The 16,686-nt window shown below is 58.3% G+C and carries 14 protein-coding genes; 11 read left to right on the top strand and 3 right to left on the bottom strand.

Annotated elements, in window-relative coordinates; translation table 11 throughout:
- Nucleotides 1–71: 71 nt before the first annotated feature.
- Complete coding sequence (locus tag KGB06_RS10215) at nt 72–1,064, top strand: alpha/beta hydrolase family protein (RefSeq protein WP_223514890.1); 993 nt, start codon at nt 72–74, stop codon at nt 1,062–1,064.
- Nucleotides 1,065–1,205: 141 nt separating this feature from the next.
- Here KGB06_RS10215 and KGB06_RS10220 read toward each other — a convergent pair whose 3' ends face one another.
- The 3 genes from KGB06_RS10220 to KGB06_RS10230 are packed head-to-tail and all read right to left on the bottom strand — an operon-like array spanning nt 1,206 to nt 3,662.
- A complete protein-coding gene (locus KGB06_RS10220) occupies nt 1,206–1,973 on the bottom strand; it encodes a TerB family tellurite resistance protein (protein ID WP_223514893.1) in 768 nt (255 codons plus the stop codon).
- Nucleotide 1,974: 1 nt separating this feature from the next.
- Nucleotides 1,975–2,646 (bottom strand): N-acetylmuramate alpha-1-phosphate uridylyltransferase MurU, encoded by a 672-nt coding sequence (murU, locus tag KGB06_RS10225; RefSeq protein ID WP_223514896.1) that lies wholly within the window; start codon nt 2,644–2,646, stop codon nt 1,975–1,977.
- Entirely contained in the window at nt 2,643–3,662 is a 1,020-nt protein-coding gene (locus KGB06_RS10230; protein WP_223514899.1) for an aminoglycoside phosphotransferase family protein, read from the bottom strand. Before KGB06_RS10230 ends, murU begins: the two co-directional genes overlap by 4 nt.
- Before the next feature lie 130 nt (nt 3,663–3,792).
- On the opposite strand from KGB06_RS10230, the gene KGB06_RS10235 reads away from it, so the two are divergent.
- From KGB06_RS10235 to KGB06_RS10280, 10 genes are all read left to right on the top strand, one after another.
- On the top strand, nt 3,793–6,585 hold the full coding sequence (locus tag KGB06_RS10235) for an LPS-assembly protein LptD (RefSeq protein ID WP_223514902.1): 2,793 nt from the start codon (nt 3,793–3,795) through the stop codon (nt 6,583–6,585).
- A complete protein-coding gene (gene surA / locus KGB06_RS10240) occupies nt 6,560–7,882 on the top strand; it encodes a peptidylprolyl isomerase SurA (RefSeq protein ID WP_223514905.1) in 1,323 nt (440 codons plus the stop codon). The genes KGB06_RS10235 and surA overlap by 26 nt, the downstream gene beginning before the upstream one ends.
- The gene (gene pdxA / locus KGB06_RS10245; RefSeq protein WP_223514908.1) at nt 7,879–8,868 is read left to right on the top strand and encodes a 4-hydroxythreonine-4-phosphate dehydrogenase PdxA; all 990 of its coding nucleotides are present in this window, start codon (nt 7,879–7,881) and stop codon (nt 8,866–8,868) included. The genes surA and pdxA overlap by 4 nt, the downstream gene beginning before the upstream one ends.
- Entirely contained in the window at nt 8,865–9,683 is an 819-nt protein-coding gene (gene rsmA, locus KGB06_RS10250; protein WP_223514911.1) for a 16S rRNA (adenine(1518)-N(6)/adenine(1519)-N(6))-dimethyltransferase RsmA, read from the top strand. Before pdxA ends, rsmA begins: the two co-directional genes overlap by 4 nt.
- 123 nt (nt 9,684–9,806) lie before the next feature.
- Complete coding sequence (gene apaG / locus KGB06_RS10255; RefSeq protein ID WP_223514913.1) at nt 9,807–10,187, top strand: Co2+/Mg2+ efflux protein ApaG; 381 nt, start codon at nt 9,807–9,809, stop codon at nt 10,185–10,187.
- On the top strand, nt 10,187–11,068 hold the full coding sequence (locus KGB06_RS10260; RefSeq protein ID WP_223514916.1) for a symmetrical bis(5'-nucleosyl)-tetraphosphatase: 882 nt from the start codon (nt 10,187–10,189) through the stop codon (nt 11,066–11,068). Before apaG ends, KGB06_RS10260 begins: the two co-directional genes overlap by 1 nt.
- A gap of 33 nt (nt 11,069–11,101) precedes the next feature.
- Nucleotides 11,102–11,431, top strand: a complete 330-nt coding sequence (gene glpE, locus KGB06_RS10265; protein ID WP_008061556.1) for a thiosulfate sulfurtransferase GlpE — start codon at nt 11,102–11,104, stop codon at nt 11,429–11,431.
- 297 nt (nt 11,432–11,728) lie between these two features.
- A complete protein-coding gene (locus KGB06_RS10270) occupies nt 11,729–13,651 on the top strand; it encodes a PrkA family serine protein kinase (RefSeq protein WP_116265126.1) in 1,923 nt (640 codons plus the stop codon).
- A gap of 204 nt (nt 13,652–13,855) precedes the next feature.
- Nucleotides 13,856–15,127, top strand: coding sequence for a YeaH/YhbH family protein (locus KGB06_RS10275; protein WP_223514919.1), 1,272 nt, complete (start codon nt 13,856–13,858; stop codon nt 15,125–15,127).
- Nucleotides 15,124–16,686 carry a SpoVR family protein gene (locus tag KGB06_RS10280; protein ID WP_223514922.1) on the top strand — a complete coding sequence of 521 codons (1,563 nt, stop codon included), beginning with the start codon at nt 15,124–15,126 and terminating at the stop codon, nt 16,684–16,686. Before KGB06_RS10275 ends, KGB06_RS10280 begins: the two co-directional genes overlap by 4 nt.

Consider the following 16,686-nt stretch of genomic DNA (forward strand, 5'->3'; position numbering starts at 1 on the left):
AAGTCTCACACACTGACAAACACTGACTAACCCATTAGGCTGCCGGAAACACTTCTGGCCTGGAATATCCAATGCCCCCTGTCTACCGCCTGGCACTGCCAGTATTGTGCCTGTCGCTGATCCTGCCTTGTGCCTTTTCTGTCGAGGCCGCCGACCCGGTGCCTGCCGCGGCAGAAAAATCCGCAGAAGAAAAACCGGCCGAACGCCAGCCATTGCTTGAGCGTAGTCAGGAAGAAGCCCTAGCACTTGAGCGAAAAATCCCTGCTCAGGAACAGCAACAACTGCAAGCCGGTACCGACAACTTTCTGGCCTTGTGGACGCCGGCCAATACCGCCGAGCCCAAGGGCGCGGTGATTATCATCCCCGGCGCTGGTGAAACCGCTGACTGGCCGCAAGCAATTGGGCCTTTGCGTCGCCAATTGCCGGACGCCCAGTGGAGCAGCCTGAGTATCACCTTGCCAGACCTGCAAAGCGACGCCATTGCGCCACGTATCGTGGAAGTCGCACCCGCGCCCAAAGCGCCGGATACCGGCAGCAAGGATTCCACCACCGCAGCGCCCATCGAGCAGGCCGCCGGCGGTGAATCGGAAGTGACTGACAAGGCCATCGTCGAAACCAGCGAGGAGCAAGCCAAAGCCGACGCTGAACGAATCTTCGCGCGTATCGACGCTGCCATTGCGTATGCCGAACAACAAAGCGCCCGCAGCATTGTTGTGCTGGGCCATGGCACTGGCGCTTACTGGGCCGCGCGCTACCTGAGTGAGAGGCAGCCTTCGCAAGTGGAGAAATTTGTGATGGTCGCTGCCCGGACACCGGTTGCGGCAAAGCCTGAGTTGGCTGAACTGACGCCAACGTTGAAGCTCGCGACAGCAGACCTCTTCTATATGGATAAACCGCTGGATCGCAAAGCAGCGCTGGAGCGTTTGCAGGCCAGCAAGCGTTTGAAGACGTCAGCGTTCAGCCAGGTGTCGCTGAAGGCGTTGCCAGGGAATGCCAAGGCTGAGCAGGAGCAACTGGTGCGCCGGGTGCGCGGTTGGTTGAATCCGCAGAATGCGGCGGGCTGATAGACCGAGGCGCTTCCATCGCGAGCAGGCTCACTCCCACAGTTGATCTTCAGTGAGCACTAATTCTGTGCCGACGAAAATCCAGTGTGGGAGTGAGCCTGCTCGCGATGGCGTCATCAGAGACAGCACAAATCTGCTTCCCTAGCGAAAACCCCGCCGCTCACGAATCAACGTATAAGCCGTATGCAACTCGCGAGTCTTGTCCGTGGCCTCACGAACCTGCAATGCCGTCGCCCCGCTGCCGGCAACCTTGTCCGGGTGATGACGACTGAGCAGGCGCCGATAAGCGCGCTTGATCTGCTCCGGCTCGCTGGTTGCCGATACCCCCAAAAGCCGCAACGCATCTTGATAGCTGATCGCGCTGCTGACCTTTGGCCGCTTGTGCTGTTCATAATCGGCGGCCAATGCCTGAACCTGATGCGGCGTCCAGCCCAGCCACTTACCCCACTGGGCAATCAACTCGCGCTCATGACGGCCGGCACGGCCATCGGCCCAGACCATCCGCCAACAGGCGCGCAATACACCTTCTGCCGCATGAGGCTGAGCACTCAAGCGTCGCAGATAGCCGCGTAATCGATCATTGCCCGACTTGCCGCGATTGAACGCAACAATGGCACGACGCTGCGCCGAGTCCGTCATGTCCAAAGAACGCATTTCCTGCCGGGCCTGCTGGATGTGGCCATCCAACACCCGCCCATCACTCTTGGCCAACCGCCCCAGCAACACGAAAAGCAGTTCATCATTGCGCAGCATCGGGCGACCGCCGAGCTTTTCATACAGATGCCCAAAGCTTTGCAGATGCAAGCGCCGATCCAGCGCCTGCCCCAACAAAGCACCGAGCATGGCCCCCGGAATACTGGCTATGGCAAAGCCTGCTCCGGCTCCGATCAGAGTCCCTGGCCACAACATTTCAGCGGTTCGCTTCTATCAAGGCTTCAACTTCGGCCAGGCGCTCGTGCGTGCCGACATCCACCCACTGACCTTTCAGCCGTTCACCCGTCACCTGCCCGTCGGCCATGGCTTTACGCAACAGTGGCGCAAGCTTGAACGCCCCGTCCGAGCAACCGTCGAACAGCTGCGGATGCAACACCGCGATGCCGCTGTACGTCAGGGTTGCGGTGCCTGGCTGACCGTCGCGCACGTGCCCGTCGGCCAGCGTGAAGTCGCCTGCCGGGTGATGGATCGGGTTATCCGCCAGGACCAGGTGAGCCAACCCGGCGCCGGGTTGATGCAGCACGCTGAAATCGTAGTCGGTCCAGATGTCACCGTTGACCACCACAAAGGCTTCATCACCCAGTAACGGCAACGCGTGGAAAATCCCGCCGCCGGTTTCCAGCGGCTCACCTTCCGGCGAATACTGGATGCTGACGCCGTAGCGCGAACCGTCGCCCAGATAATCTTCGATCTGCTGACCAAGCCAGGCGTGGTTGATCACGATTTCGGTAAACCCGGCTGCCGCCAAGGCGCGCAGGTGATACTCGATCAACGGCACGCCGCCGGCGCAAACCAACGGTTTTGGGGTGGTCAAGGTCAACGGGCGCATGCGCTCGCCTTTGCCTGCCGCCAGAATCATTGCCTTCATGCATTCGCTCCGGCACGCAGACTCAGCAGCAACACATCCAGCTCGGCCAGTTCAGGCCGGCGGGCAATCACAGCTTCTATATAGGCAAAGAACCGCGGCACATCGGCGAGGTAGCGCGGCTTGCCGTCGCGATGGCAGATGCGGGCGAAGATGCCGATGACTTTCAGGTGACGCTGCACGCCCATCAGGTCGCTGGCACGCAGGAAGTCTTCAAAATCCGGTTGAACCGGAATGTCGAGGGAGCCGGCTTGCTGCCAGTACTGTTCGAGCCAGCCGCGCACACGCTCTTCAGGCCAACTGAGGAAGGCGTCTTTGAACAGGCAGGTCACGTCGTAGGTCACGGGCCCATACACCGCATCCTGGAAATCCAGCACACCAGGGTTCGGTTGGCTGAGCATCAAGTTGCGTGGCATGTAGTCGCGATGCACCAGGACTTTGGGCTGGGCCAGGGCGCTTTCAATCAACAGATCGGTCACGTTCTGCCAGAGCATTTTCTGCGCAGCGTCGAACTCGATGCCCAGCTGATGTTTTACATACCAGTCGGGAAACAATTCCAGCTCGCGACGCAACAGTGCGACGTCATAACTCGGCAACGGCGCAACCATCGGCAACTGCTGAAAAGCCAGCAATGCTTGTAGGGCATCGTTGAACAAATCGTCCGCGTTTTCGCTGTCGATCACGTCCAGATAGGTCTTGTTGCCCAAGTCATTGAGCAAAAGAAAGCCGCGCTCGAGGTCTTCGGCATAAATTTGTGGCACGTTTATCCCGGATTTCGCCAGCAAGAACGCGATATCCACGAAGGGTTTACAGTTCTCCTGAGGCGGTGGAGCGTCCATCACGATGAAGCTTTTACCCTCGCCTTCCCAGCGAAAATAGCGCCGAAAACTCGCATCGCTACTGGCCGCAGTCAACGTGGCCGGGGGGACGGAGCCCCAGCCTTGTGCTGCAAAGAGAATTGCCAACTGGTCATCGAGCCAAACTTTCAGGTGTTGCAAACGTACATCTTGATCAGGCATTGCAAGGGTCTCCGACGGCGCTAGCCGTCAAGCGGGGCATGCTTTATTATCCAGCATCTTTTTCAGACCATCGAGAGGCGTGCGGCCCACACCGCGGGCAGATGGCACGCAGGAAGCCCGGACAAATAAGATGGCATTGAAATCCCCCGCGTTTCGTAAAAAATTTCCGTTGTTGGTTACCGGCAGTTTGCTGGCCCTGCAACCCCTGGCTACTTCATTCGTGGTTGCCGCGGAACAGTATGACTGCTCAGCCTCTGCTTCGGGTGCCTGGAGCTGCGCACCAAAAGCGTCGACGGCGACATTGCCACCGCGTCCAGTCCATGAAGATGGCGCAGTTTCCGCCACTGGCGAAGCTGCAGTCCAGAACGGTTCCAGCGAAGAAACCGGCGCCAAGACTGTACTCGTTACCGAGTCCAAGGGCCGCGGCCTGAAGTCCCGTAGCGAAGATTACAGCCACCTCGACTGGGTGCCACGCGAAAATCTCACTGCTGCACAGTTGGCCGAAACCGGTCCTTACTGCGCTGGTGCCTATGTAGAACCGATTCGTCCTGGCATGAATGACAAGACGGATAAAAGTGACGCGCCTACCTTTATCGGCGCGAAGGCTTCGCGCTACAACACCGAAGATCAGATCGGCACGCTGGCCGGTGACGTCGTGTTGCGTCAGGGCAGCATGCAGGTCGAGTCCGACGAGGCCAGCCTGTATCAGGCCGAGAGCCGCGCCGAACTCACTGGCGACGTGCGCATCCGCGACAACGGCGCACTGATCGTCGGCGACCACGCCGATGTGCAGCTCGACACCGGTGAAGCCAAGGTCGACAACGCCGAATACGTGATGCACAAATCCCGTATCCGCGGTAACGCGCTGTACGCCAAGCGTGCCGAAAACGCGATCATCCGCCTCAAGGATGGTACGTACACCACGTGCGAACCGGACAGCAACGCCTGGCAGCTCAAGGGTAACAACATCACCCTGAACCCGGCGACCGGCTTCGGTACCGCGACCAACGTGACATTGCGGGTCAAGGACATTCCTGTCCTGTACACGCCGTACATCTATTTCCCGATCGATGACCGTCGCCAGTCCGGCTTCCTGCCGCCGACCATCGGAACCGGCAGCGATACCGGCTTCATGCTGGTCACACCGTATTACTTCAACCTGGCACCGAACTACGATGCCACGTTGTACCCGCGTTACATGGAAAAGCATGGCTTGTTGATGGAAGGCGAATTCCGCTACCTCACCCAGTCCAGCGAAGGTCAGTTCGGTGGTGCGTACCTCAACGACGAAGACACCGAGCGCAGTAAACAGACCGACTACCGCAAAGACCGCTACATGTATAACTGGCAGCACAAGGGTGGTCTGGATTCGCGCGTATACACGCAAGTCGACTACACCAAGATCAGCGATCCTTATTACTTCCAGGATCTGCAGACCGACCAGATTGGCGTGAAAAGCGCTGACTACGTGAACCAGCAAGGCTCGGTTACCTACCGTGGTGACAATTATACGGCGCGCGTGAATGCCCAGGCATTTGAGTTGGCGACCGTTCAGAACGTCACCCCTTACGATCGCTTGCCGCAGATCACCTTCGATGGTGCGCTGCCTTATCATCCAAGCGGCCTGAATTTCAGCTACAACACTGAAATCGTGCGGTTTGATCGTGACCTGAAAAATGGCGACTTCACCGATCAAGACGGCAATGTGAGCCCTCAGATAGACACCAACACTCGGGGCTTGGCGCGCGCTACCGGCGACCGTCTAAACCTGGCACCAGCCGTCAGCCTGCCGCTGGACTGGACTTATGGTTTCCTGAAGCCGACGCTCAAGTACCAATACACCCAGTACCAACTGGACTTGGACAGTAGCGGCAAATCCGATATTGCCAAACAGTCCGCAGAACAGGACAAACTCCTCGGCACCTTTGACAGTAACCAGAACCGTGGTGTGCCAATCGCCAGCATCGACAGCGGCCTGTATTTCGATCGCAAAACCCAATGGTTCGGCAAGAACTATCGCCAGACCCTTGAGCCGCGCCTGTACTACCTCTATGTGCCAGAGGTAGACCAGGAAGACATTCCTGTTTTCGACACCAGCGAATACACCTTCAGCTATGCATCGCTGTTCCGTGACAACCGTTTCTCCGGCTCCGACCGTGTCGGCGACGAGAACAAACTGTCGCTGGGCATCACCAACCGCTGGATCGAAGACGACGGCTTTGAACGTCAACGCATCAGCGTAGGCCAGGCCTTGTTCTTCAAGGACCGCAAAGTACAGATGCCAGGCGTCTCAGATACCCGTGCCGATTCTACAGCCAACGTTTCGCCGTACGCCCTGGAATACGAATACCGCTGGAACCGCGACTGGCGCACCACGGCCGACTACAACTGGGACCCGGACACCCGCAGCCCTCGCTCGGGTAGCGCGATGTTCCACTACCAGCCTGAAGACAACCCGAACAAGATCATCAACGCCGGCTATCGCTATCGCAACGATCAGGTGCTGTATAACCAGAACACCGGTCAATGGCAGTTCGGCGGTGACTATGGCGTTGAGGGCCAGCCTGGTTTCGTGAAGGACTACTACAAGATCGTGCAGCACGACTTCTCGGTGATGTGGCCGATCGTGCCTCAGTGGAACGCCATCAGCCGCTGGCAGTATGACTACAACCAAAACCGTACCCTGGAAGCCTTCGGTGGTTTCGAGTACGACAATTGCTGCTGGAAACTGCGCTTGATAAACCGCTACTTCGTTGATTACGACGAGTTCAGCCAAAATGCTCCACAAAACGAAAAGGGCGACCACGGCGTCTTCCTCCAAATTGTTCTGAAGGGACTCGGCGGCCTCACCGGCGCCAAAGTAGAGAGCTTCCTCGACAAAGGCATCCAAGGTTATCGTGAACGTGAAGACCAAGCTTTCTGATTGTCTGCGCCCGCTACTGCTGGGCGCGCTGTTTCTAGGTACCGCGGCCAACGCCGCCGTACAGTCCATCGACAAAGTGGTGGCCATCGTCGACAACGACGTAGTCATGCAGAGCCAACTGGACCATCGCGTTCGTGAAGTTCAGCAAACCATTGCCAAGCGTGGCACTGCTGTGCCGCCAGCCAGCGTGCTGGAGCAGCAGGTGCTTGAGCGTTTGATCGTCGAAAACCTGCAATTGCAGATCGGCGAACGTTCGGGCATCCGCATTACCGATGAAGAACTGAACCAGGCGGTGGGCACCATTGCCCAGCGCAACAACATGACCGTGGATCAATTCCGCGCCGCGCTGGCTCACGACGGCCTGTCTTACGACGACGCCCGTGAACAGATTCGCCGTGAAATGGTCATCAGCCGCGTGCGTCAGCGCCGCGTGGCCGAGCGCATCCAGGTGTCCGAACAGGAAGTTAAGAACTTCCTCGCCTCCGACCTTGGCAAGATGCAATTGTCCGAAGAGTTCCGTTTGGCCAACATCCTGATTCCTACGCCGGAAAGCGCCAACTCCGACGCGATTCAGAATGCTGCCAAGCAGGCCGACGCGGTTTACCAGCAGCTCAAGCAAGGTGCTGATTTCGGTCAGTTGGCCATCGCCAAGTCTGCCAGTGAAACTGCACTGGAAGGCGGCGACATGGGCTGGCGTAAAGCCGCCCAATTGCCACCTCCGTTCGATCGCATGCTGAGCTCCATGTCCGTTGGCGAAGTCACCCAACCCATGCGCACACCCGGCGGCTTCATCATCCTGAAGATCCTCGACAAGCGCGGCGGCCAGACCCAGGTGCGCGACGAAGTGCACGTGCGTCACATCCTGGTCAAACCAAGCCCGATCCGCGACGAAGCTAAAACAAAGGCCTTGGCTGAATCGCTCTACGCTCGTATTGAATCAGGCGAAGACTTCAGCGAACTGGCCAAGAACTACTCGGAAGACCCGGGTTCTGCCCTCAACGGCGGCGACCTGAACTGGATCGACCCGAACGCACTGGTACCGGAATTCCGCGAAGTGATGGCCAAGACCCCGCAGGGCAAGCTGTCCAAGCCGTTCCAGACTCAGTACGGCTGGCACGTTCTGGAAGTGCTTGGCCGTCGCGCCACCGACAGCACCGCCCAGGCTCGCGAGCAACAGGCAATGACCGTACTGCGTAACCGCAAATACGACGAAGAGCTGCAAACCTGGCTGCGTCAGATCCGTGACGAAGCGTACGTAGAAATCAAACTCCCTGGTGCAAGCCAGGCAGCGCAGTGAAACCCAAGCGTTTCGCGCTGACCCCCGGCGAACCGGCCGGCATAGGTCCTGACCTGTGCCTGCTGCTCGCCTCGCAAGCCCAGCCACACCCCCTGATTGCCATTACCAGCCGCGACCTGCTCCTTGAGCGGGCCGCGCAGCTGGGTGTGGTTGTCGACTTGTTGCCGGTAACCCCGGACAGTTGGCCGGATATTCCTGCTCCAGCTAACAGTTTGTATGTGTGGGATACACCGCTCAATGCGCCGGTCACCGCCGGCCAGCTGGACAAGGGCAATGCCGCGTTTGTCCTGGAAACCCTGACCCGTGCGGGTCAAGGCTGCCTGGACGGGCATTTCGCCGGCATGATTACCGCCCCCGTGCACAAGGGTGTCATCAACGAATCCGGTATTGCCTTCTCCGGGCACACCGAATTTCTCGCTGACCTGACCCATACCGCACAGGTGGTGATGATGCTGGCCACGCGTGGATTGCGCGTGGCGCTGGTCACCACTCACCTGCCCCTTCGCGAGATTGCCGATGCGATCACGCCGGAGCGCCTGGAGCGGGTCACACGAATTCTGTACGCCGATCTGCAAGAAAAATTCGGCATCGCCCAGCCACGCATCCTGGTCTGTGGACTCAACCCGCACGCCGGTGAAGGCGGACACCTGGGCCATGAAGAAATCGACATTATCGAACCTACATTAGAGCGCCTGCGCGGTGAAGGCATGGACCTTCGCGGCCCCCTGCCCGCCGACACTCTGTTTACCCCCAAATATCTGGAGCACTGCGACGCAGTGCTGGCGATGTACCACGACCAGGGCTTGCCCGTGCTGAAGTACAAAGGCTTCGGCGCGGCAGTCAACGTGACCCTCGGCTTGCCGATCATCCGCACTTCGGTCGACCACGGCACCGCCCTGGATCTGGCCGGCAGCGGTAAAATCGACACCGGCAGCCTGCAAGTCGCCCTGGAAACCGCCTACCAGATGGCCGAGACCCGTTTATGACCGAGCATTACCAACACAAGGCGCGCAAACGCTTTGGCCAGAACTTCCTGCACGATGCCGGCGTTATCGACCGTATCTTGCGCTCTATCCACGCCAAAGCCGAAGACCGCGTGCTGGAAATCGGCCCGGGCCAGGGTGCCCTGACTCAAGGCCTGCTCAATAGCGGCGCCCAGTTGGACGTGGTGGAACTGGACAAGGACCTGGTCCCGATCCTCAATCAGCAGTTCGCCAGCAGGAGCAATTTCAGCCTGCATCAGGGCGATGCGCTGAAGTTCGACTTCACCAGCCTGAATGCCGCGCCGGGTAGCCTGCGTGTGGTCGGCAACTTGCCGTACAACATTTCCACGCCGCTGATTTTTCACCTGCTGCATAACGCCAGCCTGATCCGCGACATGCACTTCATGCTGCAAAAAGAAGTGGTCGAGCGCATGGCGGCAGGCCCGGGTGGCGGTGATTGGGGCCGTCTGTCGATCATGGTTCAGTACCATTGCCGGGTCGAGCATCTGTTCAACGTCGGCCCGGGTGCATTCAATCCGCCGCCGAAGGTTGATTCGGCCATCGTGCGCCTGGTGCCGCACGCGGTACTGCCACATCCGGCCAAAGACCATAAATTGCTGGAGCGCGTCGTTCGCGAAGCCTTCAACCAGCGCCGCAAGACCCTGCGCAATACCCTCAAGTTGCTGCTGAGCAATGCCGAAATCGAAGCCGCCGGCGTCGATGGCAGCCTGCGCCCCGAGCAACTCGACCTGGCCGCCTTCGTGCGCCTGGCCGACAAGCTCAGCGAACAAGTCCTGAACCCGCCCGCCGCCGACTGACAGGTGACAAGCGTTATCGGGTAGGACGCCAGACGCGATGTCTGGTTTACTACCCGGTACTTGGCCTAGACTGATCTCCATCAGCTGCGCCCCGCGTCCCGCTTCGTTTTTAAGGCCTCTTGCATGTCCGATCCTCGTTATCAGGTCGACGTCAGCGTCGTCACCCGCTATCTGGCAGAACAATCGCAACCCGAGCAAAACCGCTTTGCCTTCGCTTACACCATTACCGTGCAAAACAATGGCGAGCTACCGGCCAAACTCTTGTCGCGGCACTGGGTGATCACCGACGGTGACGGGCATGTCGAGGAGGTTCGCGGAGCCGGCGTGGTTGGCCAGCAGCCGTTGATCGAAGTGGGTGAGAGTCACACCTATAGCAGCGGTACGGTCATGACCACCAAAGTCGGCACCATGCAGGGCACTTACCAGATGATTGCCGACGACGGTAAGCATTTCGACGCCATCATCGCTCCATTCCGCCTGGCGGTGCCCGGAGCCTTGCACTAATGGCAACGTACGCCGTTGGCGACTTGCAAGGCTGTCTCGAGCCCCTGCAGTGCCTGCTCAAGCAAGTCGCTTTCGACCCGGCAAAGGATCGCCTCTGGCTGGTGGGCGACCTGGTCAACCGTGGCCCGCAGTCGCTGGCAACCTTGCGCTTTCTTTATGGCATCCGCGAATCGCTGGTGTGCGTACTGGGCAACCACGACCTGCACTTGCTGGCCGCCGGGCGTAACATCGAACGCCTGAAAAAAAACGACACCCTGCGCGAGATTCTCGAAGCACCCGATCATGCGCAGCTGCTGGAGTGGTTGCGCCAGCAAAAGCTCATGCACTACGACGAACAGCGCGACATCGCTCTGGTACATGCCGGTATTCCACCGCAGTGGTCACTGCGCAAAGCCCTGAAATGCGCCGCCGAAGTTGAAGAAGCCCTGCGCGACGACAACCGTATCGGCCCGTACCTCGACGGCATGTACGGCAACGATCCGGTGAAATGGGACAACGACCTCAAGGGCGTGACCCGCCTGCGCGTCATCACCAACTATTTCACCCGCATGCGCTTTTGCACCAGCGAGGGCAAACTCGACCTCAAGAGCAAGGAAGGTGTCGGCACAGCGCTACCGGGCTATAAACCATGGTTCATGCACAAGGAGCGCAAGACCAAGGACCTGAAGATCATCTTTGGCCATTGGGCAGCCCTCGAAGGCCAATGTGACGAACCGGGGATCTTCGCGCTCGACTCCGGTTGTGTCTGGGGTGGAGCGATGACCCTGATGAACGTCGACACCTTTGAGCGCCTGCATTGCCAATGCAACGATAAGGGCCACAGCGAACCCGCCGTCGCCCAAACCATTACCGAACAAACCCCAGCCAGCGCCCCGCGCTAGACTGCGCTATCAGCCGAGCCACAGGAGCCCGCCATGAGCGAATTCAAACGTATCCCCCCGGAACAGGCCCAGGCCCTGCGCGAACAAGGCGCAGTGGTGGTCGATGTCCGTGATCCTGCCACATTCGCCGCACTGCACATCAGCGGCTCGAAGCATCTGGACAACCATTCCCTGCATGCTTTTATTCAGGGCGCAGATCTGGACGCCCCGACTGTAGTGGTCTGCTACCACGGCAATTCCAGCCAGGGCGCCGCGGCTTACCTCATCAGTCAGGGTTTCTCCGATGTCTACAGCATGGATGGCGGTTTTGAGCTGTGGCGCACGACTTATCCTGCGGAAACAGCGCAAGGCACCTCGGAATAATTTTTTTTGTAACGTGCAAGCCCCGCCCCCCGCGGGCTCGCGCGGTGGCAGACGAACGGTCTGCCACAACTAATTACGTATCTCGCCTTTACCTCCTGAATTCCCAACTATCCTTAAGCGCAGGCCATCCAAAACAGGGGAGAGCCGGTACACCGGCGCGCGGGTCATCGGGAGTAGCTTTCGGAGTGGTCAGCTCCGTTAGAGTTCTGGGGGGTAAACAGCGACCGCCTGTTCGGTTGCTGCCAGCATCGACTGAGTGATCCGGCGTCGGCTCCACGTATCGAGCGAGGTGACGTCATGAGTATCTTTAGCCACTTCCAACAACGATTCGAGTCCACACGCCAGGAAGAACTCTCGCTGCAAGAGTATCTTGAGCTGTGCAAACAGGACCGTAGCGCCTACGCCTCCGCCGCCGAGCGTCTATTGCTGGCCATCGGAGAACCAGAGCTGCTCGACACCTCGACCAACTCGAGACTGTCGCGAATCTTTTCCAACAAAGTGATCCGCCGCTATCCGGCCTTTGAAGACTTCCACGGGATGGAAGAATGCATCGACCAGATCGTGTCGTATTTCCGCCATGCCGCTCAGGGCCTGGAAGAGAAGAAACAGATCCTCTATCTGCTCGGCCCCGTCGGTGGCGGTAAGTCATCCCTGGCCGAGAAACTGAAACAGCTGATCGAAAAAGTGCCCTTCTACGCGATCAAGGGCTCACCGGTATTCGAGTCGCCACTGGGTCTGTTCAACGCCACTGAAGATGGCGCGATCCTCGAAGAAGACTTCGGCATCCCGCGGCGCTACCTCAATACCATCATGTCGCCATGGGCCACCAAGCGCTTGGCTGAATTCGGCGGCGACATCAGTCAGTTCCGGGTGGTGAAACTCTATCCGTCGATCCTCAATCAGATCGCCGTGGCCAAAACCGAGCCGGGAGACGAGAACAACCAGGACATCTCGGCGCTGGTGGGCAAGGTCGATATCCGCAAGTTGGAAGAATTCCCGCAAAACGACGCCGATGCCTACAGCTACTCGGGCGCACTGTGCCGGTCCAACCAGGGCCTGATGGAGTTCGTCGAAATGTTCAAGGCGCCGATCAAGGTGCTGCACCCATTGCTGACGGCCACCCAGGAAGGCAACTACAACAGTACCGAAGGCCTTGGCGCGATTCCGTTTACCGGGATCCTGCTCGCCCACTCCAACGAGTCGGAGTGGCACACCTTCCGCAACAACAAGAACAACGAAGCGTTCATCGACCGGATCTACATCGTCAAAGTGCCGTACTGCCTGCGGGTCAGCGACGAAGTGAAGATTTACGACAAGCTGCTGTTCAACAGCTCTCTGGCCAAGGCCCATTGCGCGCCCGACACCTTGAAGATGCTCGCCCAGTTCACCGTGCTCTCGCGCCTCAAGGAGCCGGAAAACTCGAACATCTATTCCAAGATGCGCGTGTACGATGGTGAAAACCTCAAGGACACCGATCCGAAGGCCAAGTCGATTCAGGAATATCGCGACAACGCCGGTGTCGACGAAGGTATGAACGGCCTGTCTACCCGCTTCGCGTTCAAGATTCTGTCGAAGGTTTTCAACTTCGACCCGCACGAAATCGCCGCCAACCCGGTGCACTTGCTCTACGTGCTGGAACAACAGATCGAACAGGAACAGTTCCAGGCCGAAACCCGCGAACGCTACCTGCGATTCCTCAAGGAGTACCTGGCACCGCGCTACATCGAGTTCATCGGCAAGGAGATCCAGACCGCTTACCTCGAGTCGTACAGCGAGTACGGCCAGAACATCTTCGATCGCTACGTGCTGTACGCCGACTTCTGGATCCAGGACCAGGAATACCGCGATCCGGAAACCGGCGAAATCCTCAACCGCGTAGCCCTGAACGAAGAACTGGAGAAAATCGAAAAACCGGCCGGCATCAGCAATCCGAAGGATTTCCGCAACGAAATCGTCAACTTCGTACTGCGCGCCCGGGCCAACAACAACGGCAAAAACCCGACCTGGCTCAGCTACGAAAAACTGCGGGTGGTCATCGAGAAGAAAATGTTCTCCAACACCGAGGACCTGCTGCCGGTCATCAGCTTCAACGCCAAGGCCAGCAAAGAGGACCAGCAGAAGCACAACGACTTCGTCACACGGATGGTCGAGCGCGGTTACACCGACAAACAGGTACGACTGCTGTCCGAGTGGTATCTGCGGGTCAGAAAATCACAATAACCCGCTGCCGGCCAGACCGGTTGTCGTCAGCCAGAGGCCTGTGTACGCATTTTCTGTTACACAAGCCTCTGGAAGGTGTTCGAAAGTCGGTAGCGAGTTCAAGCAGCATCCACAGCGCTTGGGGGAGCGTCGCATATCCCTTGGCCCTCGGTTCGATGCTGCATCACCGCTCGCCCCTTTCAGGACAGCTTCTAAGGAGCAGTCATGAGCTATGTGATCGACCGACGTCTCAATGGCAAGAACAAGAGCACGGTGAACCGTCAGCGGTTTCTGCGGCGTTACCGTGACCACATCAAAAAGGCTGTCGAAGAGGCGGTCAGCCGGCGCTCCATTACCGATATGGAACACGGTGAACAGATCAGCATTCCCGGTCGGGACATCGACGAACCGGTGCTTCATCATGGTCGCGGCGGCAAACAAACCGTCGTGCACCCCGGCAACAAGGAATTCACCAGCGGCGAGCACATTGCCCGTCCGCCCGGAGGTGGCGGCGGCAGAGGCCCCGGCAAGGCGGGCAACTCGGGTGAAGGGATGGATGAGTTCGTCTTCCAGATCACCCAGGAGGAATTCCTCGAGTTCATGTTCGAAGACCTCGAACTGCCGAACCTGGTCAAACGCAACCTGACCGGCACCGACACGTTCAAAACGGTGCGCGCAGGCATCAGCAACGAAGGCAACCCGTCGCGCATCAACATCATCCGTACCTTGCGCTCGGCCCATGCACGACGCATTGCCCTGTCCGGCAGCAGTCGGACAAAACTGCGTGAAGCCAAAGAAGAACTTCTGCGACTCAAGCAGGAAGAGCCGGATAACTTCGGCGATATTCAGAAAATCGAAGCAGAAATCGAAAAGCTCAGTGCGCGCATTCATCGCATCCCGTTCCTCGACACGTTCGACCTCAAGTACAACTTGCTCATCAAGCAGCCCAATCCCAGCTCCAAGGCGGTGATGTTCTGCCTGATGGACGTATCCGGCTCCATGACGCAGGCGACCAAGGACATCGCCAAGCGTTTCTTCATCCTGCTTTACCTGTTTCTCAAGCGTAACTACGAGAAGATCGACGTCGTGTTCATCCGCCACCACACCAGCGCGCGGGAAGTGGATGAAGAAGAGTTCTTCTACTCACGCGAAACCGGCGGCACCATTGTGTCCAGCGCCTTGAAACTGATGCAGGAGATCATGGCCGAGCGCTATCCGAGCAACGAGTGGAACATCTATGCCGCCCAAGCGTCCGACGGCGATAACTGGAACGACGACTCGCCGATTTGCCGCGACATTCTGATCAACCAGATCATGCCGTTCGTGCAGTACTACACTTACGTTGAGATCACCCCGCGCGAACATCAGGCCCTGTGGTTCGAATACGAACGCATCGCCGAAGCCTTCTCTGACACTTTTGCCCAGCAGCAACTGGTCTCGGCCGGGGATATTTACCCGGTCTTCCGTGAACTCTTCCAGCGCAGGTTAGTGACATGACCGCCAAAGAGCAGAAGCGCCAACCCATTTCCACTGGCTCCGAATGGACGTTCGAGCTGATCCAGGCCTACGACAAAGAAATCAGTCGCCTGGCGGCTCGTTACGCACTCGATACGTACCCCAACCAGATCGAAGTGATCACCGCCGAACAGATGATGGACGCCTATGCCTCCGTCGGCATGCCGCTGGGTTATCACCATTGGTCCTATGGCAAACACTTCCTCAGCACTGAAAAATCCTACAGCCGTGGGCAGATGGGGCTGGCCTACGAGATCGTGATCAACTCGGACCCGTGCATCGCTTATCTGATGGAAGAGAACACCATCTGCATGCAGGCGCTGGTTGTGGCGCATGCCTGCTATGGACACAACAGTTTTTTCAAAGGCAATTACCTGTTCCGCACCTGGACCGACGCCAGTTCAATCATTGATTACCTGGTGTTCGCCAAGCAGTACATCATGCAGTGCGAGGAACGCCATGGCATTGATGCGGTAGAAGACTTGCTCGATTCCTGCCACGCGCTGATGAACTACGGCGTCGACCGCTACAAACGCCCCTACCCGATTTCCGCTGAAGAAGAACGGCGCCGGCAAAAGGACCGGGAAGAGCATTTGCAGAAACAGATCAACGATCTGTGGCGCACCATTCCAAAAGGTGCAGACAAATACAGCGACAAGGACAATGCGCGCTTCCCCGCCGAACCTCAGGAAAACATCCTGTACTTCATCGAAAAACACGCACCACTACTGGAGCCCTGGCAGCGTGAAGTCGTGCGGATCGTGCGCAAGATTGCTCAATATTTTTATCCACAACGCCAGACCCAAGTGATGAACGAAGGCTGGGCCACGTTCTGGCATTACACATTGATGAATGACCTTTACGACGAAGGCCTGGTCACCGACGGCTTCATGATTGAGTTCCTGACGTCCCACACCAGCGTGGTCTTTCAACCGGGCTTCGACAGCCCTTACTACAGTGGAATCAACCCTTACACCCTCGGGTTTGCCATGTACCGGGACATCCGGCGCATGTGCGAAGAACCCACCGAGGAAGATCGCCGCTGGTTCCCGGAAATCGCCGGCACCGACTGGCTGTCGGCAATCAAGTTCGCCATGAGCAGCTTCAAGGATGAGAGCTTCATCCTGCAGTACCTGTCACCGAAAGTGATCCGCGACCTGAAGTTGTTCAGTATTCTCGATGACGACCAAAAGGACGACCTGCTGGTGCCAGCGATCCATGATGAAGATGGCTATCGCATCATCCGTGAAACCCTCGCAGCGCAATACAACCTGGGCAATCGCGAGCCTAACGTGCAGATTTACAGCATTGACCGGCGTGGCGACCGCTCCCTGACCCTGCGGCACCAGCAACATGATCGCAAGCCGCTGGGCGAGTCCACCGAGGAAGTACTCAAGCACCTGCACCGTCTGTGGGGTTTCGATATTCACCTGGAAACCCTGCAAGGGGATCAGGTGATGAAAATCCATCATGTGCCACCCAGAAATGAGCACAGCGAAGGAGAGTATGGGCGGCTGGACCTGGCCGTCATTCATCTTTGA

The sequence above is a fragment of the Pseudomonas sp. GL-B-19 genome (genome assembly GCF_019956415.1).
In the GTDB taxonomy this organism is placed as follows: domain Bacteria; phylum Pseudomonadota; class Gammaproteobacteria; order Pseudomonadales; family Pseudomonadaceae; genus Aquipseudomonas.